The 23213-nt window shown below is 69.9% G+C and carries 15 protein-coding genes and 2 rRNA genes; 9 read left to right on the forward strand and 8 right to left on the reverse strand.

Features of this window, described 5'->3' with window-relative positions:
- The 8 genes from VF139_14005 to VF139_14040 all read left to right on the forward strand — a co-directional run.
- The coding region (locus tag VF139_14005) for a DALR anticodon-binding domain-containing protein (protein HEX6852507.1) at positions 1–389 on the forward strand (389 nt) is incomplete at its 5' end.
- An 18-nt stretch (positions 390–407) separates the two neighbouring features.
- On the forward strand, positions 408–1061 hold the full coding sequence (locus VF139_14010; GenBank protein ID HEX6852508.1) for a diguanylate cyclase: 654 nt from the start codon (positions 408–410) through the stop codon (positions 1059–1061).
- A 78-nt stretch (positions 1062–1139) separates the two neighbouring features.
- Positions 1140–2921, forward strand: a complete 1782-nt coding sequence (locus tag VF139_14015; GenBank protein HEX6852509.1) for a SpoIVB peptidase S55 domain-containing protein — start codon at positions 1140–1142, stop codon at positions 2919–2921.
- Positions 2918–5023, forward strand: coding sequence for a hypothetical protein (locus tag VF139_14020; GenBank protein ID HEX6852510.1), 2106 nt, complete (start codon positions 2918–2920; stop codon positions 5021–5023). Before VF139_14015 ends, VF139_14020 begins: the two co-directional genes overlap by 4 nt.
- Positions 5020–6621 (forward strand): ABC transporter substrate-binding protein, encoded by a 1602-nt coding sequence (locus tag VF139_14025; GenBank protein HEX6852511.1) that lies wholly within the window; start codon positions 5020–5022, stop codon positions 6619–6621. The genes VF139_14020 and VF139_14025 overlap by 4 nt, the downstream gene beginning before the upstream one ends.
- Positions 6618–7550, forward strand: a complete 933-nt coding sequence (locus VF139_14030; GenBank protein ID HEX6852512.1) for an ABC transporter permease — start codon at positions 6618–6620, stop codon at positions 7548–7550. Before VF139_14025 ends, VF139_14030 begins: the two co-directional genes overlap by 4 nt.
- Positions 7540–8379 carry an ABC transporter permease gene (locus VF139_14035; protein HEX6852513.1) on the forward strand — a complete coding sequence of 280 codons (840 nt, stop codon included), beginning with the start codon at positions 7540–7542 and terminating at the stop codon, positions 8377–8379. Before VF139_14030 ends, VF139_14035 begins: the two co-directional genes overlap by 11 nt.
- Positions 8376–8792: a S26 family signal peptidase gene (locus tag VF139_14040; protein HEX6852514.1), complete on the forward strand. Its 417-nt coding sequence runs from the start codon at positions 8376–8378 to the stop codon at positions 8790–8792. Before VF139_14035 ends, VF139_14040 begins: the two co-directional genes overlap by 4 nt.
- Here the strand turns inward: VF139_14040 and larE are convergent.
- A complete protein-coding gene (gene larE / locus VF139_14045; protein HEX6852515.1) occupies positions 8756–9736 on the reverse strand; it encodes an ATP-dependent sacrificial sulfur transferase LarE in 981 nt (326 codons plus the stop codon). The two genes, VF139_14040 and larE, sit on opposite strands and share 37 nt — an antisense overlap.
- Before the next feature lie 90 nt (positions 9737–9826).
- Between larE and VF139_14050 the strand changes: the two genes are divergently transcribed.
- The gene (locus VF139_14050; protein HEX6852516.1) at positions 9827–17875 is read left to right on the forward strand and encodes a hypothetical protein; all 8049 of its coding nucleotides are present in this window, start codon (positions 9827–9829) and stop codon (positions 17873–17875) included.
- A 286-nt stretch (positions 17876–18161) separates the two neighbouring features.
- Here VF139_14050 and ruvB read toward each other — a convergent pair whose 3' ends face one another.
- The 7 genes from ruvB to VF139_14085 all read right to left on the reverse strand — a co-directional run.
- Positions 18162–19196: a Holliday junction branch migration DNA helicase RuvB gene (gene ruvB / locus VF139_14055; protein ID HEX6852517.1), complete on the reverse strand. Its 1035-nt coding sequence runs from the start codon at positions 19194–19196 to the stop codon at positions 18162–18164.
- A complete protein-coding gene (ruvA, locus tag VF139_14060; GenBank protein ID HEX6852518.1) occupies positions 19193–19810 on the reverse strand; it encodes a Holliday junction branch migration protein RuvA in 618 nt (205 codons plus the stop codon). Before ruvA ends, ruvB begins: the two co-directional genes overlap by 4 nt.
- 78 nt (positions 19811–19888) lie before the next feature.
- A complete protein-coding gene (gene ruvC / locus VF139_14065) occupies positions 19889–20449 on the reverse strand; it encodes a crossover junction endodeoxyribonuclease RuvC (GenBank protein HEX6852519.1) in 561 nt (186 codons plus the stop codon).
- Positions 20398–21147 carry a YebC/PmpR family DNA-binding transcriptional regulator gene (locus VF139_14070; GenBank protein HEX6852520.1) on the reverse strand — a complete coding sequence of 250 codons (750 nt, stop codon included), beginning with the start codon at positions 21145–21147 and terminating at the stop codon, positions 20398–20400. Before VF139_14070 ends, ruvC begins: the two co-directional genes overlap by 52 nt.
- Before the next feature lie 83 nt (positions 21148–21230).
- Positions 21231–22331, reverse strand: a complete 1101-nt coding sequence (locus VF139_14075; GenBank protein ID HEX6852521.1) for an outer membrane beta-barrel protein — start codon at positions 22329–22331, stop codon at positions 21231–21233.
- 192 nt (positions 22332–22523) lie between these two features.
- A 5S ribosomal RNA gene (gene rrf, locus VF139_14080) occupies positions 22524–22640 on the reverse strand.
- Positions 22641–22704: 64 nt separating this feature from the next.
- Positions 22705–23213: ribosomal RNA gene (locus VF139_14085) — 23S ribosomal RNA — on the reverse strand; the annotation flags it as partial.

Raw genomic sequence — 23213 nt, forward strand, 5'->3', positions numbered from 1 at the left:
AGTATTCGGTCGTCCGGGCGAGGAACATCCTCGCGAAGCTCGGCGAGCGGCGCGGCGCCGAGGAAACGGACGCGGCCTGGCTCCGGGCCCACGCCGATTTCAATCTCGTACCCGAGGGGGATCGCGCGTCGCACTGGGAGGTTCCCGCGCTGCTCGGCCGGCTCGAGGCGGTCCTGGCGCAGGCCGTCTCGGCGCTCGAATTGGCCGCGGTGGCCAAGCACGCCTATGTTCTTGCCCAGGCCTTCAACTCCTTCTACCACCGGTGGCCGGTGGCGCAGGAGGAGGATCCCGGCGTGCGCAGGGCCCGGGCGGCGGTCGTCCGGCTCTACCACGACGGGATGGTCCATCTGCTCGGCCTGATGGGCATCGAGGTCCCCGAGCGCATGTAGCGCGTGGGGAGGGCCGGCATGGGCCTCCGGTTCGTCGTCGTGGGAACGCTCGACGCCGCGGTGCGCGCGGAGCTGGAGGCGTTCGGCGGCGGGTCGACGGTGATCGGACCGGTCGACGCCGCGGCCGCCGCGAGGCTGCTTCTCGGCGGGTCCGCCGACTCCCTGGTCTCCTCCCCGCAGTGGCGCGCCCACTCGGCGGCGCACCCGTTCCAGCAGATGCTCGACGCCGAGTTCGCGAGAGCGGTCCGTTATCGCCACCCGATCGCCCTCCTTTCCATCGAGGTCGACGGCCTGGCGGAGCTTCGCGCCTCGCAAGGGGGTCCCGCAGCGGAGGCGTATCTGTCCCGGCTGGACGCGGCGCTGCGGCGCTCGTTGCGCGAGATGGACGTCCTCGCGCGACTCGAGGACGACACGTTCGGCGTGCTCCTCCCGGAGACCGGCGGGACCGGCGCAGCCCACGTCGCCGAGCGGCTGCGCGCGCTCGCCGCGAGGGTGCTCGCGAAGCCGGCCGAAGGGGGCGAGCGCCGCGGCATTCCCTTGAAGGCCACCGTGAGCGTCGGCCTTTCGGAGTCTCCCGCGGAGGGGGTCGTCACCGGGCGCGACCTCCACGCACGGGCGGTGGCCGCGCGCAGCCGGGCGCGCGAGGGGGGCGGCGACCGCGTCGTGGACTGAAGTTCGCGGCGCCGGCCCCGCGCCCCGGGGCGCCGTGGCGTCGGTGGCGACGCGCGTTGCGTGTAAACTGCCGATTCGATGAAAACGATTCCCGCCCTCGCGGCCTGGGCCTGCGCCGCGTCGTGCTCCGTCACGCTTGCGGCCCCTCCCCCGACGCTCTCCTTCGACGACGTGCGCAGCGGCATGCGCGGCGAGGGCCGGACCGTGTTCGAGGGCAACCGGATCGAGACCTTTCAGGTCGAGATCGTCGGGAAGCTCCCGCGTATCGGCCCCGACCAGAACCTCATTCTCGCGCGGCTCACCGGCGGTCCCCTTGCCCAGACGGGCGTTCTCGCCGGCATGAGCGGGAGCCCGGTCTGGGTCGACGGCAAGCTCGTCGGGGCCGTGGCGTACTCGTGGGGGTTCAGCAAGGAAGCGCTCGCGGGGATCACGCCGATCGCCGAGATGTTCGCGGTCTCACGGCGCGAGGTGGCGCCCCGCGCGCGAGCCGCCGCGCTGGAGCGGGGCGCGCTCGACCTCGCGCGCGAGCCGGCCCGTCTCGCGACGTTTTTCGAGCGCGATCTCCCCCGTCGCCTTCCGGTCCTCTCCCTCCCCGCGGTGCGCGCGGTGCCGATCGCCGTCGCCGGGATGGCCCCCGAGGGGTTCTCGCGTGTGGCTCCCGGCCTCGCCGCGGCGGGGTTCCTTCCCGTGCAGTCGGGATCGGCCGGTGCGGGCTCCGGCCCCCCGCCCAAGCTCGAGCCCGGCTCCCCCGTCGGCGTCCAGCTCGTGCGCGGCGATGTCGACATCACGGCGACCGGGACCGTGACGTGGGTCGACGGCGATCAGGTCTACGCGTTCGGCCACCCGCTCTACGGGCTCGGATCGGTCGACCTCCCGCTCACCGCCGCACGCGTCGAGACGCTTCTCGCGAGCCTGAACGCGTCGTCGAAGATCGCCGTCCCGCTCGACGAGATCGGGGCCTTCCGGCAGGATCGCACCGCCGCGATCTGGGGGCGCCTGGGCGTCAAGCCGCGGATGATCCCCGTCCGCCTGCAGTGGTCCGACGCGTCGGGCGGCCGCCGCGCGTACGCGTTCGACGTCGCCTCGGATCCGCTGCTCGGACCGCTGCTCCTCTACAACGTGCTGAACGGGATCGTCGGCGGGAACGAGCGCATCTACGGCACCACGACGCTGCGACTGCGCGAAGGCTCGGTGATCAAGATCGACGGCGAGGACGACGTCGAGCTCGACAACCTCTTCGCGGGCGACTCCGCGCCCGGGTACGCGACGGGCCTCTCCGCGTACATCCTCTACCTGCTCATGAACAACGACTGGCGAACGCCGTCGATCTCCGGAGTGAACCTCATCCTCGACTACGAGGACGGGCCGCGCACCGCCGTGATCCGGCGCGTGACTCTCGACCGCCACCGGGTGCACGCGGGGGAGAAGGTCCACGCCGCGATCGTCCTCTCCCCGTACCGCGGCCCGGACCAGGTCCTCGAGCGCGAGATCGAGATCCCCGAGGAGACGCCGGCCGGGCGCCTGCTGGTCCAGGTCGGCGACGCCGGTTCCGTCAGCCGCGCGGAATCCGCGGACGACCCGGTCGGACCGCGCGACCTCGGCCAGCTGGTCCGATTGATCAACCGCCTGCGCCGCAACGACCGGGTGTACGTCGTGGGGTCGAGGCAGGATGCCGGCGTGTCGCTCGGAGGCGCGCGCCTGCCGAACCTGCCGCCGTCGGCGCTCGGAATCCTGACGCGCCCGCGAAGCACCGGGAACTACGCGTTGCTCCCGCTGCGCGTCGTGCTCGAGGAGGAGATCCGCACCGACTACGCCGTCGAGGGGTTCGCGCGCGTGCAACTCGAAGTGGAGGAACGATGACGCGGGCGTGGGGCCTGGGAGCGCTGCTGTTCGCGACCGTCGCGTCGGCGCAGCCGCAGTGGTGGACCGCGGGCCCCCTCGAGCTCCAGAGCGGCGACGCCGAAGGCGTGGCCGTCGGCTCGCGAGGGAAGTTGTTCCTGGCCCCCCGGCTCGCCCCGGTCGCCCGGCCGGTGGGAGCGGGGAACCCCGCGCACGTCTGGGCCGCCGTCGCCGACGCCGCGGGGAACGTCTTCCTCGGCACCGGACCCGACGGGCGTATCGTCCGCGTGAGCCCCGCCGGTCAGCAGACCGTGCACTTCACGACGCGCGAGCCCCTGGTGACGGCGCTGGCGCTCCTCCCGTCCGGCGAGCTGCTCGCGGGGACGGCGCCCGAAGGGAGGATCTACCGGATCGGCCCCGACGGGCGCGGCGCGGTCTGGTGCGAGACGAAGGCCCGCTACGTCTGGTCGATCGTCGCCGCCCGGGACGGCTCCGTGTTCGCAGGCACCGGCGAGCAGGGGATCATCTATCGCATCGACCGGACCGGAACTCCCACGCCCTTCTTCGACGGCGACGACGCGCACGTCGTCGCGCTCGCCCCCCTTCCGGACGGCGGTCTGCTCGCAGGCGGGGCCGGACGCGGGCTCGTCTACCGCATCGGTGCCGACGGCGTCGGACGCGTCGTGCACGACGACGATCTCCCGGAGGCGCGCGCGGTGATGGCGGAGCGTGACGGCTCGATCGTCGCGGCGTTCGTCGCCCCCCCCGAACCCGATCGGCGCCCGCCCGCGGTGCGGATCCAGGTCGCGGGAGGTGCCGCGGTCGCGGGAGGCGGCGACGCGGTGGTGGACATCGACGAGCGCTCCGGCGGGACGACGCTGCAGGGGGTGATCGAGGGGCTTCCGTCCGACGCGCAGGAAGCCTCGGCGCGGACGCGGGGACGCGTGGTCCGCATCGCGCCCGACGGAACCGTCACGGAGATCTGGAAGTCGATCGGGGACGCGCCGTACGCGCTCGCGGCCGACCCCGCCGGGCGTCCGATCGTCGGACTCGGCGAACCCGCCCGTCTGATCCGGCTGGAGGCCGGAGGCGACTCCTCGCTCCTGGCGACCCTCCCGGAGGGCCAGGTCACCGCGCTCGTGCGCGGGGAGCGGACGATCGTGGCGGCGACGAGCAACCCCGCTTCGGTCTACCGGCTCGAACGTGACACGGCGGATTCCGGCACGTTCACGGCAAGAGCCGTGGACGCCGGCGGGACCGCCGTCTGGGGCACCCTTCGCTTCGACGTCGACGGCGACGCGGGGCGCGTCGAGTTCTCCACGCGCACGGGGAACACGGCGGAGCCCGACGGCACCTGGTCGGGGTGGTCGAGCCCGCTCACGGAGGCGGGGGGCTCGCGAATCCCCAGCCCCGAGGGGCGCTTCCTGCAGTGGAGGGTGCGGATCTTCGGCGGGGCCGGGGGTGCGGTGGACGATGCGACGGTGAGCTACGACACCGCCAACCGACCGCCGGCGCTTCGCGACTTCCGGATCGAGCCGGCGGTCCGGGCGACGAGCGGAAAGGTGAACTTCCGGTGGAGCGCCTTCGACCTCGACGGCGACGCGGTCGCCGTCGACATCCAGGTGCGTCGCACTTCGAGCCCCGCGTGGACGAGCGCCGTCCGCGTCGATCCTCCCGCGCCGAAACCCGGAGAGCCGGTTCCCGAGATCGATCCGGCATGGAAGGACGGCCGCGCCACCTGGGACGTCGCGACGATCGAGGAGGGGACGTACGAGGTCCGCGCCGTCGCGTCCGACGGCGCGTCGAATGCCGCCGGCGTCGGAAAGGACGTCACCGTCGGGCTCCCTTCGACGATCGTCGTCGATCGGACCCCGCCGGACCTGCGACCGCGGCGGGTCGGCGCGGTGGTCGAGGTCCTCGTCGAGGATGCGGGCTCGGGGGTCGTCCGATTCGAGGTGCTCGCCGACGGACGGACGTTGTTCGCGCCCCGCCCCGTCGACGGCGTTCTCGACGGCGCGAGCGAGTCCTTTCGCCTGAGCGCGGAGGAGGCGGGCGGCCCGCGCATGCTGCGGGCGATCGACGCGGCCGGCAACGTGACCGAATCCCCGGTGCCGGCCCCGTGAGGGTGCGATCCCCGCTCCTCGCGACGATCGCCCTCGCGGCGGCGGCGTGCGGACCGCACTCCCCCGATCCCCCGGCGGACGGCTTCGTCCGGGCCATCCAGTCGGGCGACCCGCAGTCCCTCACGCTGATCGGCAACACCGACCGGTTCGGCAGCGACCTCGGCCGTCTGATCTCCGACCCGTTGGTCGACCACGACGCCGCAGGCGGGTACGTGCCCCGCGTGGCGCAGTCGTGGACGGTCTCGGACGACGGCCGCGAGGTCGCGTTCCGGCTGCGCGACGGCGTGCGCTGGCACGACGGCACCGCCGTCGTCGCCCGCGACGTCGTGTTCACGGCCGATCGCGTCCGCGACCCGGCGACGCAGGCCCGGACGTGGGCGTCGCAGTTCGTCCCCGTCGAGTCGGTCACGGCGGAGGACGCGCGCACCGTCGTGGTCCGTTATCGCGAGGCCGTCGCCGACCCGCTCGAGGCGTGGCGCGTCCCGCTCGTGCCGTCGCACCTGGCGGATGCGGGCGCGGGCTTCCTGACCGGCGCGTACTCCCGCCACCCCGTCGGCTGCGGCGCGTACCGGTTCGTGCGCCATGTCCCGGGGGTCGAGGTCGTCGTCGAGGCGAACGCCGACTACTGGGACGGGCCGCCGGCCAACCGCGGGCTCACGTTCCGGATCCTGCGCGACGACCGGACCTCCTACGAGGCGCTCCTGCGCGGCGACGTCGACATCTGGGTCGCGACCCCGGACTTCTGGCGCGAGGCGCAGACCTCGCCGCGCGCGGGCAGGCTCGCCCGTTTCGTGAACGAGCGGCAGGCGATCTGGTACCTCGGGTGCAATCTCGACGGGTCGAACCCGTTCTTCGGCGATCCCCGGGTCCGTCGCGCGTTGACCCATGCGCTCGACCGGGAGTCGTTCGCCGCTTCGGTCGTCCGCGGCCTCGGCCGCCCTCCCGCCACGACCTACCTCCCCGGGAATCCGTGGCGCGACGCCGCGGTCTCCCCGCGCCGCTTCGATCCGGGGCTCGCGCGAGCGTTGCTCGCCGAAGCGGGGTGGCGCGACACGAATGCCGACGGAATCCTCGACCGGGACGGCCGCCCGTTCTCCTTTTCCCTGCTCTACGCGAGCGGCAACCAGGAGATCGCCGACCGGATCGCCGCGTGGATCCAGCGCTCCCTCGCGGAGGTCGGCCTCGAGGTCCGGCTCGAGCGGCTCGACTGGCAGATCATGCAGCAGCGGCGACGCGAAGGACGCTTCGAGGCGGCGATGGCGTCGTGGCTTCTCGGCCTGACCCCCGACCAGTGGGAGGCCTGGCACTCGACGGCGCGCGCGAACGGGCTCAACTACGGGGGCCTGCGCGACGCGGACGTCGACCGCCTCCTCGAACGGGGACGGGTCGAGCGGGACCCCGTCGCGCGGCGCGAGATCTACGCGGGTCTGCAGCGGCGCCTGTTCGAGCTCGAGCCGATCACCCCTCTCTTCCAGTTCCTGCAGCCGGTCCTGCACGATGCTCGCCTTCGCGGCGTGACCGGTTCCCCGTTCGGGCTCTACGACTTCACGCCCGGCGCCCGCGCCTGGCGGTGGGCCGGCGCGGCGGAGCCGCATTGACCGTACTGCGGGCCGTCGCCGTCCGGATCCTCGCCGCCGCGGCGACGCTCGTCCTGGCGCTCGGCATCGTCTTCGGGTTCGTGAGCGCCGCCTCAGGAGACCTCGCCGCCGCGGCCTCCGGCGCGGAGGCGTTGTCGCCCGAGCATCGCCGGGCCCTCGTCGCCCAGCTTCACCTCGACCTTCCCCCCGCCGAGCGCTTCGTGCGCTGGCTGAGCGACGCCGCGCGGGGCCGGCTCGGCGTCTCGTTCCGGGACCGGCGGCCGGTCGCGGAGAAGATCTCCGCCGCCGCGGGAACGTCGGTCGCGGTGAACGGAGCCGCGCTCGTGCTGATGGTCCTCGTCTCGGTCCCGATCGGCGCGCTCGCGGCCTGGCGGCCGGGATCCCCCGGCGACCGCCTGCTGTCGGCCTCGACGTTCGCCCTTCACGCGGTCCCGGTCTTCGGCGCGGCCGTGATCCTCCAGGCGTGCTTCGCCGCGCGACTGGGGTGGTTCCCGCTGTTCGGCACGGGAACCGCCGCCCACCTCGTGTTGCCGGTCGCCTGCCTGGCCTACCCGGGAGTCGCCTTCCTCGCCCGATTCGTGCGGGCGAGCCTGCTGGAGCACGCCACCGCCGAGGTCGCGCGCGCGGCGCGCGCGCGGGGGCGCTCGTCGCTCGGCGCCGTCGTCCGCCACGGTTTCCGCCAGGCGGCCGTGCCGATGCTGACGCTCGCCGGGATGCTCCTGCCCCGCCTGGTCGGAGGCGCCGTCCTCGTCGAAGCCACCTTCGGCCTCCCTGGGATCGGGACGTTGTTCGCGGATGCGCTCGTCGCGCGCGACCTTCCGGTCGTCCTCGGGGTGACGTTCGTCGCCGGGACCGCCACCCTCGCGGGAATCGCTCTCGCCGACGCCGCGTACGCGATCGCGGACCCGAGGACGCGTCGTGCGACCTGAGCGCCGGAGCCGGCGCCGGCTGGCCGCGGGCACCGTGTTGCTCGGCGCGCTCGCGGCATTTGCCGCGCTGGGCCCGTGGCTTCTCGACGATCCCGACGCGATCGCCCTGAACGCCGCGCTCGCGGCGCCGTCTTCCGCCCACTGGCTCGGCACCGACGGGCTGGGGCGCGACGTCGCCGCTCGCCTCGCGCACGGGGGGCGGGTATCCCTGTCCGTCGGATTGAGCGCGGCGACGCTCGTCCTCGCGATCGGAGTTCCTCTGGGCGCCTGGGCGGGATGGAAGGGCGGGGCCGTGGACGCCGTGATCTCCCGGGCGATCGAGGCGGTGTCCTGCCTTCCCATGCTGGTGCTCGCGCTGGCGTTGCTGGCGGTGACCCCCCGGGCCCTCCGGGAGCTCCCGGACGCCCTCCGCCTCGCGCTGGTGCTGGGCGTCCTCGGCTGGCCGGTACCGGCGAGGTTCGTACGAGCGGAGGTGCTCAAGCTCCGCGACTCGTCCCCCGTCACCGCGGCACGCGCGGCCGGGGCGGCCGGGAGCCGTCTGCTCGTGCGACACGTCCTTCCGGGAGCCTCGGGACCGGTGCTGGTGGCCGCGGCCTTCACCGTAGGCGGGGCGATCGTGGCGGAGGCGTCGCTGTCCTTCCTCGGCCTCGGGGTCGCCCCGCCGAACGCCTCGTGGGGCTCGCTCCTCGCGGAAGCGCGCATTCACGTGGAGCGCGCCTGGTGGCTCGCCGTGTTCCCCGGCCTGACGCTCTTCGCGACCGTGCTGGCCTGCAACCTCCTCGCCGACGGCATCCGCGGCGGACTCGACCCACGCGGCGATCTGCGGTGACCGCGCGCCGACTCGCCGCTCCGTTGGCGGCGGCGCTCGTCGTCGCGGTCGGGGGCGTCGCGGCGTGCGTCCACGGGGTCGCCCGACCGTTCGCCATCGCGGGTCCGTCGATGCAGCCCACGCTTTTCGAAGGGGACCGCGTCGTCGTCGATCTCTGGACCTACGGCGGGCGCGCGCCCCGTCGCGGTGAGCTCGTGCTGGTGGAACTCGCCGATGGACGATCCCTCGTCAAGCGGATCGCCTCGGACGAGATTCCGGGCGAGCACTTCGGCGAGAGCCTGTTCGAGGTGCTGGGGGACAACGCCGCGGCGAGCGACGACAGCCGACGCTTCGGGCCCGTCCCGCGGGAGCGGATCCGGGGCCGGGTCGTACTCCGTTACTGGCCGCCTTCGCGGGCCGGGGCGATCCGGTAGAGCGCCGGCCCCTTCGCGCTCACACTCCCCGCCCGGTATCCCTCGAGATCGAGGGCGACGAAACGGAATCCCGCCTGCCGAACGGCCCGCGTCGCGCCTTCGCGCAAGGCCGGATCCAGGATTCGCTCCCAATCCTCCGGACCGATCTCGATGCGCGCGACGTCGCCGTGGTGCCGGACCCGGACCATCCGGAATCCCAGGACCCTCAGCGCCCGCTCTGCGCGCTCGACCTGGGACAACTTTTCCGGAGTGACGTCGGATCCGGCCGGAATACGCGAAGCGAGGCATGCCGCCGCGGGTTTGTCGCTCACCGGCAGACCGAGCTCGGCCGCGATTTCCCGAACCTCGTCCTTGCGGAGACCGGCGACGAGAAGCGGGGCGAGCACCCCGTGCTCTTCCGCCGCCTTCATGCCGGGTCGGACATCCCCCAGATCGTCCACGATCGCCCCGTAGGCGACGGCTTCGATGCGCAGCTCCCGACCGAGCCTGCCGAGCACCTCGAAGAGCTCGGTCCGGCAGTGGTAACAACGATCGCCGGCGTTCGACACGTACGCGGGCCGGTCCATCTCGGACGTCGCCGCCACGCGATGCTCGACCCCCAGACATCGCGCGACGCTCGCCGCGTCCTCCAGCTCCTCCGGAGCGAGCGAGGCCGAGCCTCCGGTGACGGCGATCACCCGTTCGGGACCGAGAGCCCGGGTCGCGATGGCGAGCAGGACCGCGCTGTCTACACCGCCCGAAAGGGCGACTATGACGCGATCCAGTTTCCGCATACTCATAACGGCGGCTTCGAATTTGCGAAGCGTCTCCGGCAGCATCGTCAGGAGTCCTCGCCCCCCGGAAGTGCCGCAGTGTAGCACGGCGAAAATCGTCGATTTTGCGGTACTTCCGGCCGCAAACGAGGCCGGGATCGTCCTTGACAGCCCTCCCCCTTCACCGTACATGGACCCGTCCCTTTTGTGGGGGGGTAATCCGTGTATCGGTTCGCATCACGTCCTAGGACTGTCTTCACCAAACACACGCAGGAGGAGGGTATGGAGAGTCGCTTCCTCGCCGGAGCGAGGGCCGTCAAGTTGGCCCTGATCGCGGCCGCGCTCGTCGTCCTTCCGGTCGTCGCCACCTGGGCGGCGAAGCCTAAATCCGTCATCGGTTCCTCGACGACGGATCAGGGTTTCGCGGCCAAGGAAAAAGGTGATGGGCTGGAGCCGACGTCCAAGCGGGCACAGCTTTATCCGCGGTCGAATTACGTATGGCCGTACGCCACCGGCCCGAACTACGGCGATGTGGACGCCGCCCGCCGCAACGATGCGGGGGTGGTTCACACGCGCGTCGGGTCGTTCGACCTGAGCCGCGGCACGCCCGCGTTCCCCTCGGAACTGCGCGGCGCCAACCGTCTGGGCCAGGTTCCGGCCCAGCACTTCCTGCTGCAGGTGGACCCCGTCGCGTTCGGTGACGGCAGCTTCGACCGCATCCGGGAGTCCATCACCTCGCAGGGCGGTACCCTGCTCGAGCAGATGCCCGTGGGCGCGTTCGTCGCGCGCCTGACCGTCGGCGCCTTCGACACCATCCGGTCGATGCCCGGCGTTCTCGCGCTCGAGCCCTACCACCCGGCGTTCAAGCTCACGCCGACGATCGGGCGCGTGCCGCTTTCCGATCCCGTCCGCGCGGTGTCCGACGTCTATCGTCTCGAAGCTTCGGTGTTCTTCGGAGAGAACGTCGCCGCGGTCGCCGCGCAGCTCTCCGAGATCGGCGCGAACGTCGTGAGCCTTCAGGGCGACGCCGTCATCTTCGAGATCCATCGCACGAAGCTCGCGCAGGTCGCCGCGATCGACGCGATCTCGGTGGTCAACGAGTCGGTCCCCGTGTTCGTCAAGGGCGAGGAGAGCTCGTCCACGGTCCAGTCGGGCGCCGGCGCCAACAACACGCCCTACACCGACGTCGGCATCGACGGCGGCGGGAACGGCCTTGCCTCCGGCCAGATCCTCATGGTCCTCGACAGCGGGATCCAGGTGGACGCCGGCGACCTTTCGGATACGGCGACCAACGCCGGAACCATCGGCGTGGCGCACCGCAAGGTGATCCTCTACCAGACCACCGTGGCCTTCAGCGGCGGCGGCGACCTCCTCGGTTGCGACGCGCCGGCCTCCGGCGCGTTCACCCACGGTCACGTCGTCTCCGGCACGGCGCTCGGCAACGGCACCCGTGTCCCGGCCTCCTACGGCGCGGGCTGGGTCAAGACCGACGGCAACGGCGTCGCGTGGGACATGGACGGCGTCGCCCCCAGGGCGAAGCTGATCGCTTATGACGCGGAATCGACCCCGGGCCTGCTCGGCTGCGGCGACCCGCTCACCGGCGGCCTGAGCGTCGGGAACGTCTTCTCGCGCAACGCGGCCGGCCAGGGCGACGATACCGGCTCCCTCAAGGCCTCGTACGATCAGGGTGCCCGAGTCGCGAACTTCTCGTGGGGCACGAGCGGCCTCCCGAGCTACAGCACCAACGCCCGCAGGATCGACGAGTTCCTGTTCGACTACAAGGACGCGATGGTCTTCGTGTCGGCGGGGAACGAAGGGACCGACCTCAACATCGACGGCGTTCCCGATCCCAACACGATCAGCGACCCCGCCTCCGCGAAGAACGCCATCGTGGTGGGCGCCTCGACGAACGCGAACGGCGCCTCCGGCCTCACCCGCGCGGGCTTCTCGAGCGTCGGCCCGGCCACGCAGGGCAACACCCGCATCGCCCCGCTGCTGATGGCCCCCGGCGCCGACAACGGCGGCACCGGGTTCGCCTCGGAATTCGCCTGCCGCTCGGGCGACAACGACCAGACCAACCCGGTCGACTGCCAGGTCTCCTCGGGAGCTCAGGGCACGAGCTTCTCCTCTCCGGCGGCGGCGGGCACGGCCCTCGTGATCCGCGACTACTTCGCCCAGGGCTTCTACCCCGACGGCACCGCGTCGAACGCGTCGAACGCGTCCGACAAGGTGGCGAACATCTCGGGCGCCCTCGTCAAGGCGGTCCTCGTCGGGTCCGCGCGGTTCATGACCGGCGGCGGCCTCGACGCCCAGTACCGTCACAACAACGAGCAGGGGTACGGCCGCATCCAGCTCAACAACGTCCTCCCGCTCGTCAGCGCCCCCACCGCCATCGGCCTCGTCGTCTGCGACGGCGGCATCGCGGGGGGGATCTGCAACACCGGCAGCGTCGACGGCACCATCGGACCGGGCCTTGGCTCCGAGACCTACAGCCTGCAGGTCGTCGACAACACGCAGAACCTCGTCGTCTCGCTGGCCTGGATCGAGGACGCGAACGAGGCGACCGCCAACAACCTGAACCTGACGGTGACCTCGCCGACGGGCAAGGTCTACTACGGCAACTACTTCACCGACGACAACAACCGGACCGGCGTGCTCGACGCCGGCGAGAACTGCGACTACGGCCCGACCAACCCGTACCCGAACAACAGCACGAACAAGGTCGACGCCGGCCCGTGGAACCTCCCGACCTGTGCGAACTCCGTTCGCGACAGCGTGAACCCGACCGAGGCCGTCTTCATCGGCGCGGACCCGAACGGCGACGGCGCCGTCGACAACCCGGGCACCGGCCAGAACGAAGGCGCCGACAACATGATCGAGCTCGGCACCTGGACGGTGGAAGTGTCCACCCCGGGGACCGCCTTGGCCCAGGGGTACGCCATCGCCATGGCGGGCCCGGTCGGCATCGGCTCCTCGACGCGCGTCGAGCGCATCCGGGACGGCCAGCTCGCCGCCGGCAACTTCGTCTGCAACGACAGCGCCCGCGTGACCGTCAACGAGATCGCGGAAGGGTCGGACCCCGCCGGCGGCCTCACCACGGGCGAGGTCGCCTCGCGACTGACCGTGCAGGTCGTCGACAAGGGCGTCGACAACACGTTCGGCACGGGGGACGACGTCGTCGTCGACAGCGAGACGAACCTCTCGCTCACCGACACCGACGGCGCGGGCCCCGGCCTGAAGTTCCAGTCCACGAATCTCGTCCTGACCACCGGTACCACGCCGGATCCCGGCAACGGGGCCCTCGACATCCAGTCGGGGCAGCAGATCCGGGTCCGTTACCAGGACGAGACCAGCGGCTCGCCGGACCCGAACAAGCTCCGCACGAGCCAGGCCGTGGTCGACTGCCGTCCGTCGATCTCGACCGGCGGCGTCGTCTTCGGCCAGTTCGGCCTCGACACGTTCACTCTGGTCTCGGGCGGTTGTGAAAAGGACGCCCGCGGCTACTTCACCTTCGGCTTCCCCGACCGCTACATGGACGCCGGGGAGCTCGTCGGCTACCGCATCGCCTTCATCTCGACCGAAACCGTGGACCTCGAGGACGTCGAGGTCTCGCTCAAGCCGGTCGTCGCCGACGCGGACAGCCCGGTGACCTGCCTCGCGGGCAGCACCAGCTGCGCCGACCCGGACCGTCTGAACAACGCGGTCTCGACCGACATCACCGTCCTCGACACGCCCAAGCAGATCGGGCGCGTCCCGGCAGGCGCCGTCCTCTCGGCGAACTTCAACCTCCAGCTCGCCGCCTCGATCTCCGGGACCCCGGACGTCGAGATGGTCCTCGGGGTGTCCGCCAAGAAGTCCGGCAAGGCCGTCAACGGCTACGCCATCTCCCGCCACAAGCTCGACGTCGACGAGTTCTCGCTCTTCTACTCGACCGACTTCCCGAGCGGCGGCAACGAGAACCGCGACTACAACGACAACGAGACGCTGGAGAACCCGTCGTCGAACGCCAAGGACTTCCTGAAGGACTACCGTTTCGAGAACCTCTCGGGCGGCAGGGCCTGGTCGGCGCTCAACATCAACGGGAAGAACGCCTCCATCAGCGCCCCGTGGAACTTCGACGCCAACTCCGGCAACTTCGTCAGCGGCGTCTACAACGCCACCACACCGGCGCTCGCCAACGGCACCGCCGGCATCACGATCGCCCAGTGGGGCGAGGACAAGAACTTCAACGGCGTCCTCGACGCGTCCGTCGGTGAAGACCGCGACGGCACGGCGGGGATCCTCGACCGCTCCTGGTCGACCACCGGCGGCTGCGGCTGGCAGACCCGCACGGCGGCGACCGGCGGCGTGTGGCACTCCGGCCGCATCGGCGGCACCAGCGGCACGACCTGCAACGGCGCCGGCAACAGCTTCGGCCGCTGCCAGCAGATCGAAGTCATCCCCGGCACGACCGGTCAGTCGATCTGGTGGGAGATCATGCTCTCCCCCACCGTCGACAAGGTGAACACCTGCGTCACGGGCGCCGAGACCAACTGCGGCGGCCGCATCGACGCACCCGGATCGCCGGTCTTCCGCGTGGAGTTCCTGAACTTCGCGTGGAACACGCTGATGGACCTGCCGGACGCGAACGCCTACTTCGGCTGGTCGATCGACAGCGACAAGAAGAACAACGACACCTACGACATCCTCAACGACGGGTTGTTCAATCTCGTCGGCGGCGCCCAGGGCTCCGTCTCCGGCGGCAACGCGCCGCTCACGGACGGATTCCCGGTCTTCGCCAACATCGCGACCTGTGAGAAGTCCCCGAACTGGACTCCCGCCAACAACGAGAATCGTTGCGGCGGCCTGCTCACCGGCGCGCTCTGCAACGACAAGAACGGCGTCCCGCAGGACTCCAACTGCTCGCGCCAGTCGATCAACGGCACCCTCGGCGGCAACCGTCAGGCCAACAACAACTGCCTGTTCGACTCGCCGTCCGAGGCCAACCAGGTCTTCGCGCTTCCGCAGCCGCTCGACGACGACGCCGAGCAGGGCTGGTGCGCGAGGAACGACGCCCTCAACAACATCGACCGCAGCTTCCGCTGCACCGTCGCCGCGCAGAGCGAGCAATGCTCGACGAAGGTCGACGAGCACCTCACCGGCGTCTGCACCGTCGACGCCGGCACGGCCGTCGATGCCTTCGTCGGGCTGAACGGACCGATCCGCAACTTCTCGATCGAGTCCGCCAACGGCATCGACATGCGCTTCACCACGCTCGAGGACGTCTTCGGGGACTCCGGCGACCAGTTCCAGGTCGGATTCTCGATGATCAATCTCGAATCGGGCACGAGCACCGCCGCAGTCGGCGGATTCGGCGTCGCCATCGACGACGTCGTGATGGAGTGGCGCGAGTTCCGCCAGGACAAGGACTCCACGGTCTGCGGAGCCAGCGGTCCCTGCGCCACGATCGAGCTTCAGACCACGAACTTCTTCGAGGGGAACGCACGGATCGACGTCACCGCCCTCGAGCAGAGTCCGTGGAAGGCCGGCCAGCTCGCGAACAACTGCAATCTGGACCGCGTGTGCGCCAACAACGCCGCGCAGTCCTGCGTGCAGCTCTCCGAGTGCTCGACCTGCAGCAACAACGCCTCCCGGCACTGCTCGGACAATCCGGGGTGCTGGGTCTGCAGCAACAATCCCGCCCAGTCGTGCGAAGTCAACGCCGATTGCGGGACGGGGAACACCTGCAGCAACACCGCCGTCTGCAACGTCAGCCTGTGCAACGAGGACTACACCGACGCCGGCGACGACCAGGACTGCAACGACAACGGCACCCAGGACATCGTGGTGGGGCTGACGTCGGAGTCCGAGTCGAAGTTCTGCAGCAACGCCCCGACGGTGAAGTGCCAGAACACCAACGACTGCACCGCCCCCGGGATCTGCGCCATCCGGGCCGAGCCTCTCGCGCTCGACCGGACCGTCTCCAACCCCTCCGTGTGGAAGGGTTCGATCCCGATCTCCAACTCGTTCAACGCCGACGGGGTCGTCTACATCGCCCAGTCGGGAACCGACGCCCCGACCGTCCGCGCGAGCTACATCGATCGTGACGACGGAAGCGGCAACGTCTGCAAGACGAGCTCGACCGGCCTCATCGCGGAGGAGACGCTCGGCACGGTGGAAACCGCGACCAGCGTCCTCGCCTCCACGGGCCGCATCGCGGTCGAGAACGTCCGGATCACGGACAACGGCGACGGCGACGGGTTCGCGGACACGAACGAAACCGTCACCGTCTTCGTCACGCTGCGCAATCGTACCGGCATCGCGCTCGACAACGTCTCGGCGACCCTGAACACGTCGAGCAGCCGGATCGAGTGCATCAGCGTCTCGACGACGACCTTCGGATCACTCGCCAACAACCAGGCGGCGGAGAACCCGATCGGGTTCACCTTCAAGGTCGGCAACGTCAGCCGAACCGCGGTCACGGACGACTTCAACGCGAGGTTCTCCCTCGCCGTCCGTGCCCTCCAGCTCGACGGTTCGAGCCGTCCGCTCGAGTTCAGCCTGCCCCTCGACCTCAACGCGTCGGGCGGCGGCACCCTCGCCACGTTCCAGGAACAGTTCGACGGAGCCGGCCTCGTGGGCTGGACCGCCGGGAAGTTCAACGTTGCGCAGGGCTCGCTCGCAGCCTCCAACGGCTACCGTTGCCAGTACAACGACCCGAACGCCCTCAACTCGAACGCCCCGGGCCGCGCCGACTGCAAGATCGGCTACGGCAACCCGTTGGCCGACCTCGTGGACTGGCACCAGCACACCCCGTCGACCGCGGGCAACCAGCGCTCCTTCACGGGGAACAACTCGGCTCACTGGGGCACGCACTCGGGCGCCACGCCCGCGCTTGACGGCACGCGTTTCTCCCAGCTGACGTCCCTCGAACAGGACGGGACCGTCGCGCTGGCGGCCAACGCCACCTCGATCCTCTCGTTCGCGCACCAGATCTCCCTGCTCGACTGGCGCGGCTCCAACACTCCGTTCCTCGAGGCGGCCGACCGTGCGGTCGTGCACGTCCGTCTCGCGAACGGCGGCACCGGGTTCGGTAACTGGATCAAGGTCTACCCGTACGAGAACCAGTACGAACACCAGGGAACCGACAACTTCGCCAACTGCACCTTCGACCCGATCGACGACGGGAACAACGAGGACAGCTACTTCGATCCGACCGACCCGAACCGTCGTCTCGGACCGTCCTCGACCTGCTTCCCCGAGTTCATCTTCTCGTGGCAGGGCGATACGGACCATCGCAACCAGACGAACCTGCGCAAGGTCGGCGGAGCCGCCGATTCGCTGGACGCGAACGGCGAGCCGCTCGGGCTCGCCGGGTCCGGCCTCAATCCGCGTGGCGTGTGGATCAAGCCGAAGTTCAACCTCGGCGAGTTCCGCGCGCGTGAAATCAAGCTTCGGTTCGTCACCACCTCGATCGGCGTCAGCACGATCGTGACGACGCCGACGTTCTTCAACAACGAGCCCAACCACGTCGAAGACGACGGTTGGTACATCGACGACGTCCAGATCACGAATTCCCTCGTCACCGGGAACCCTCCCGTTCCCGCGCCGGCGACTCTGACGGTCGACAACAACGCGAACTCCGGCCTGCCGGGTTGCGCGGCCTGCACGGCGATCACGCCCTCGCTCGTCGCCACCCCGACCACGACCGCCGCTCCCGGCCAGCCCGTCCAGTTGGACGCCTCGGCCTCCACGGCGGACTCCTGCCCGAACGGCACGCTCCAGTTCCAGTACTGGATCGACGCCAACGGCAACAGCATCGTCGGCGACGCCGGCGACACGCTCCTGCGCGACTGGACCGACGATTCGGGGTATCTCGATGCTCCGATGAGCGGCCCGGTCCGCTACGCGCTGAAGGTGCGTTGCAGCTCGACCCCGAACTGCGACTCCGCCTCCAACACCGCGGTCACGCCGGTCAACGTGAACTGCCCCAGCAGCGGCACGCTCTCGGGTCGATTCAACGGCGCGATCGGCTTCAGCAACAAGACCACCGTCTCGTGGACGACGAGCCAGGGCTTCGACGCGATTCAGGGCGACCTGAACACGCTTCGCAGCAGCGGCGGCAACTTCAACGGAGCGGTGAACACCTGCCTGCAGAACAACGGGACCGGCACCAGCCTCAACGACGCCGCCACGCCGGCGGCGGGCGCCGGCTTCTACTACCTGCTGCGTCCGACCTCGGGTGGCGCGGGTGGTTGCAATGCCGGCTCGCCGAGCTACGGCACCGGTAACGCGAAGGAAGCGGCCGGCCGCGACACCGAGATCGCTGCCGATCCGGATGCCTGCCCGTAAACACACCGCGGCCCTGGCCGCGTGAAAAGGGGGAGGGGTTCGCCCCTCCCCCTTTTCTTTTTTGGGCCCGGCCGGATGCATCGCGGCCGCAAGGTCGCGCGCGGGGAGCCGCGCACGGGAAACCGTCCCACCTCGCCGCGAGCCTCGCGCTCGGGTGCGTCGGAGGGATCGGGGCGCGCCGTCCGACGACGCTCCGTAGGCGTTCACCTTGTCGTGGGTGGTGTTGGGCTCGAGGATCGGATGACCGCGTCCCTCGCGGGGCGACACGCTCCGAGCCACCTTGCGACTACTCCGGGAAGAGGCCCCCCGCGGGGCGCGTGCCGAGATACTCGTGCGCACGGCGCGTCGTGCGCCGTCCCCTAGGGGTGCGGTCGAGGAAGCCGATCTGGAGCAAGTAGGGCTCGTAGATCTCCTCCAGGGTCCCTCGGTCTTCTCCGACTGCGGCGGCGAGGGTCGCGATCCCGACCGGGCCTCCGTCGAACTTGTGGACGATCGCGGAGAGGATTCTCCGGTCGACGACGTCCAGCCCATGGCGATCGACCTCCAGCCGCTCGAGCGCCTCACGGGCCTGCTCACCGTCGACGCTGGAGGCCCCGGCAACCTGGGCGAAATCGCGGACCCTTCGCAGGAGTCGATTGGCGATGCGCGGGGTTCCGCGCGAACGCCTTGCAATCTCCTCGGCGCCGTCCGCGTCCACTGGAATTCCGAGGATGCGCGCGGACCGCTCGACGATGGACCGGAGGTCCGTGACGCCGTAGTACTCCAGGTGGTGGACGATGCCGAAGCGGTCCCGGAGGGGCGGCGACAGAAGGCCGACCCTGGTCGTCGCCCCCACGAGCGTGAATCTCGGGAGGTCCAGGCGAACCGTACGCGCGCCGGGCCCGGTGCCGATGACCAGATCGAGCGCGAAGTCCTCCATCGCGGGGTAGAGGATTTCCTCGAGCGCGCGCCCCAGTCGATGGATCTCGTCGACGAAGAGGACGTCCCCCGCCTGAAGATGCGTGAGGATCGCGGCGAGGTCGCCCGCCTTCTCGATCGCCGGGCCCGAGGTTACACGTACCTGGGATCGCATTTCCCGGGCGATCACGTGCGCGAGCGTGGTCTTTCCCAGCCCCGGCGGGCCGTACAGGAGCACGTGGTCCAGGGCCTCCTGGCGGGCGCGCGCCGCCTCGAGGAACACCGACAGGTTGTCCTTGATCCTGGGCTGGCCGACGTACTCCGCGAGCGTCCTGGGACGCAGCGGCTGGTCCTCGATCTCGTCCGCGCCCAGAGGTTCCCCTCGAAGGAGGTTCTCGTCCATCGGCTCCGGTCCTTCGCTCATCGAACGAGGCCCCGGAGGGCCTCGCGCAGCAGGATGTCGAGACTCGGCTCCTCGACGCCGAGATCTTCGCATGCCTTGCGCACCGCACGCTCCGCCCCGTCGGGGGCGTATCCGAGGTTCACCAACGCCGAGACGGCATCGGCGCGGACCCCCGGAATCGCGGGGAAGTTTCCGATCTCCGGATCGGGCCCTCTCCGGTTCCTCCTCGTCGACGGAGCGCTCCGCAGCTCCAGGAGGATCCGCTCGGCGGTCTTGCGGCCGATCCCGGGAATCCGCTCCAGGCGCGCCCGTTCCCCGGCCGCGACGGCGCCGTGAAACTCGGCGACACCGACGCCGGAGAGAACGGCAAGGGCCATCTTCGGGCCGACTCCGGAAACGGCCAGCAGGCGTGTGAAGATCCGGCGCTCCTCCTCGGTCGCGAAGCCGAACAGGAGAATCGCGTCCTCACGAACGTGCGTGTGGATGTGGAGGGTGGTACTCCCCGCTCCGGAACGTTCCTGGAGAGCGTAGAAGGTGCTGAGGGGGATCGAGACGTCGTATCCGACCCCGCCGACGTCGAGAACGACGCGATCGGGCGTGCACGAGATCAGCCTGCCGCTCAGACGCGCGATCAACGTCGTCCCTCGAGGCCCCGCTGGGGAGACGCTCCCGAGAATATCACGCGACGGCGGCTCCCCCCGTCCGCGGGTCGGTCAGGAGCGGCCGCGGGCGACGGCGACGGCGAATCGCCGGTGGGCCGTGTGGCACCAGGCCAAGGCGAGGGCGTCCGAAACGTCCGGCGGCCAACGGCCCTGGGAGGGCGCGCCGAGCAGGCGTGGCATCATCTCCTGCACCTGCCCCTTGTCCGCCCGACCACTCCCGCACACCGCCTTCTTGACCGCGGCCGGAGCGTACTCGTGGATCGGGATCGCCGCCGAGGCGAGCTCCGCCAGCAGCACGCCGCGCGCATGGGCCAGCTGGAGGGCGGAGCGTGCGCTGACGCCGTGAAACGGGGACTCGACCGCGGCCTCGGAGGGTCCGAACCGGGTCAAGACCTCCCGGAAGGCCTCCTGCAGGCGGAACAGGCGCACCGCGAACGCCTGAGACTCCGGGATGTGGATCTCCCCGCAGGCGACGACACAGGGCCGGTCGGCGTCGCCTTCCAGGATGCCCCACCCGGTTCGGATCGATCCCGGGTCGACGCCGAGGACCCGTGCGGGAATCAGTCGGCCTCGGAGGCGAGTTCGGCCTCGTCGAAATCGAGGTTCGCGAATACGTGCTGGACGTCGTCGTGATCCTCGAGCACTTCGAGCAGCTTCAGGTTCTGCTGGGCCTTCTTGGAGTCGACCGCAAGCATGTTCTTGGCTTCCTTGACGAAGCCGGACTCGGACGGGGCGACCCCCGCCTTCTCGAGCGCCTGCTGGACGTCCGCGAACGCCGTGGGGTCCGTGTAGATCGTGAACGCGTCGCCTTCGCGCTCGAGGTCGTCCGCGCCCGCTTCGAGCGCGATCTCCATGAGCCGGTCCTCGCCGATCGTGGAGGCCGGCACCACGAAGCGACCCTTCCGCTCGAACATCCAAGCGACGCTGTTGGGATCCCCGAGGTTCCCACCGTGCTTCGCGAACAGGTGGCGGATCTCGGGAGTCGTCCGCATCTTGTTGTCGGTCAGCACGTCCACGAGGATCGCGACCCCACCCGGGCCGTACCCCTCGTACGTGATCTCCTCGTAGCTGACCCCGGGAAGCTCGCCCGTGCCCTTCTGGATGGCGCGTTTGATGTTATCCGCGGGCATGTTGTTCGACTTCGCCTCGGCGACGGCGAGCCGCAGGCGTGGATTGGCGTCCGGATCCCCCCCACCCATGCGTGCGGCGACGGTGATTTCCTTGATGAGCCGCGTGAAGGCCCGGCCGCGCTTCGCGTCGATCGCGGCCTTCTTGTGCTTGATCGTGTGCCACTTGGAATGACCGGACATGACGACTCCACGAGGAAAGGGCGCAGAATTTTAGCACACCCCTCCCCGCCGCTGATCGCGGCCCCGCCGCCGCGCACCCGTCGTCAGAAGGTGTAGCGGACCCCGAACTGGAGGGCCACGCCGCCGTATCGGATCGCACCGCCCTTGAGGTAGTAATAGCCGGTATCGCGGACCCCATCGGGCTGGTAGTCGAAGATGCAGATGGTGGGGTCCTGGGCGCAGTCGGTACCCGCCGGCGCCCCCGGGCCCGGAACGAGGCGACCGGCGTCGACGAGGCCGCCTTCGACGATCTCGATCGCACCGTAGGACGCCGTGGCGAGCTCGTCGCCTTCCTCCGCGGTCTGGTTGGGAACGGAGTTGCCGAAGTCCCTCCGTCCGTCGAACGTCAGCGAGAACTCGCGGGAGGCGAAGACGTACCGGAGGTCGACGAAGCCCGTCCAGTGCCGATTGAACGCGTAGTCGAAGCCTCCGACCGCCTGCCACTGGAACGAATCCGGGGCGCTGTACTCCGCACCGCCGAAGCTGCGGATCATCCCCTCGGGAACGCCGCTGAAACCCCGAGCGCCGAAAAAGCCGGTGAGCGTCGCGAGCCCGCCGCGCGAAGACTGCAGCGCGGCGGACACCTCGTTCAACCGCGTGCTCGCCGTGAAGGAAACCAGCCGGTAGCCGACCCCGGCCCCGAGGTAGGGGCTGAGCGCCGCCTTGGGACGGAAGCGCGCGAGCGCGGTGATTTCGATCGGGATCTGGCTCATCTCGCCCGCGGGGAAGCGGAAGATGTCGAAGAGGAACTCCTGCGTGCTCGGAATCTGCTGCGGGGAAACGAGCTGCGCCTGCATCTCGACGTCCCCGACGTCGCCCTTCTGGTAGCCGATCGACGCTTCGAGCACGAACATGGAGTTGAAGGCGTACGAAGCCGACAGCGAGGCCCGTGTCTGCGGCTTGATCCCGAGCTCGCCGATGGCCGCGTCGTCATTCCGGGGATCCCGAATGGCGTCGATGAACAAGCCGCTTGCATCGGTGATGAAAAGCGAGTTCGCCGAGTCGCTCTTCACCTTCGTCTCGGTGTCGTACCCGCCGAGGGAAAAGCCGAGCCGGAACTTCTTCGCGACATCTTCGGCTTGAACGTTCGCGAACGCGACGAACGCCGCGGCACAAGCGACCCAACGAAGTCCGAAACGGCTCACGGATCTCCCCCCGGAGAAAAGATCATCGAAAGGCGGGACTTATACAAGGGGCTCCCCGCGGGCGTCAAGGCAGATCGCTTTGGGCCTCGAGCACCTGCGGTGAGGGCGCCGCATCCCCCGTCGCACGATCGCGGCGGAAACGGACGACCCAAAAAGAAAAGGCCCGCCTTGCGGCGGGCCTTCCCAAGAATGTCCCGGCAACGTCCTACTCTCCCACGCAGTTGCCCACGCAGTACCATCGGCGCTGAGAGGCTTAACGACCGTGTTCGGAATGGGAACGGGTGTGGCCCTCTCGCTATGGTCACCGGGAAACGGAATCGTTAGGTGGCGCGTGTCGTGCGCCGAGTCGTCTTGCGATCATGAATACGAGTCTATGGTCAAGCCTCACGGCCGATTAGTACCGGTAAGCTCAGTGCGTTGCCGCACGTACACACCCGGCCTATCAACCTAGTAGTCTCCTAGGGGCCTTGAGCCGCTTGCGCGGAGGGATACCTCATCTTGGGGGGGGCTTCGTGCTTAGATGCTTTCAGCGCTTATCCTTTCCGGACACAGCTACCCAGCGCTGCCCCTGGCGGGACAACTGGAACACTGGAGGTCCGTGGTTTCCGGTCCTCTCGTACTAGGAAACCATCCCCGCAAGTATCCTGCGCCCACAGTAGATAGGGACCGAACTGTCTCACGACGTTCTGAACCCAGCTCACGTACCGCTTTAATCGGCGAACAGCCGAACCCTTGGGACCTACTTCAGCCCCAGGATGCGATGAGCCGACATCGAGGTGCCAAACCTTGCCGTCGATGTGAACTCTTGGGCAAGATAAGCCTGTTATCCCCGGCGTACCTTTTATCCGTTGAGCGACGGCCCTTCCATACAGAACCGCCGGA

It is taken from the genome of Candidatus Polarisedimenticolaceae bacterium, from assembly GCA_036376135.1.
Lineage (GTDB): Bacteria > Acidobacteriota > Polarisedimenticolia > Polarisedimenticolales > DASRJG01 > DASVAW01.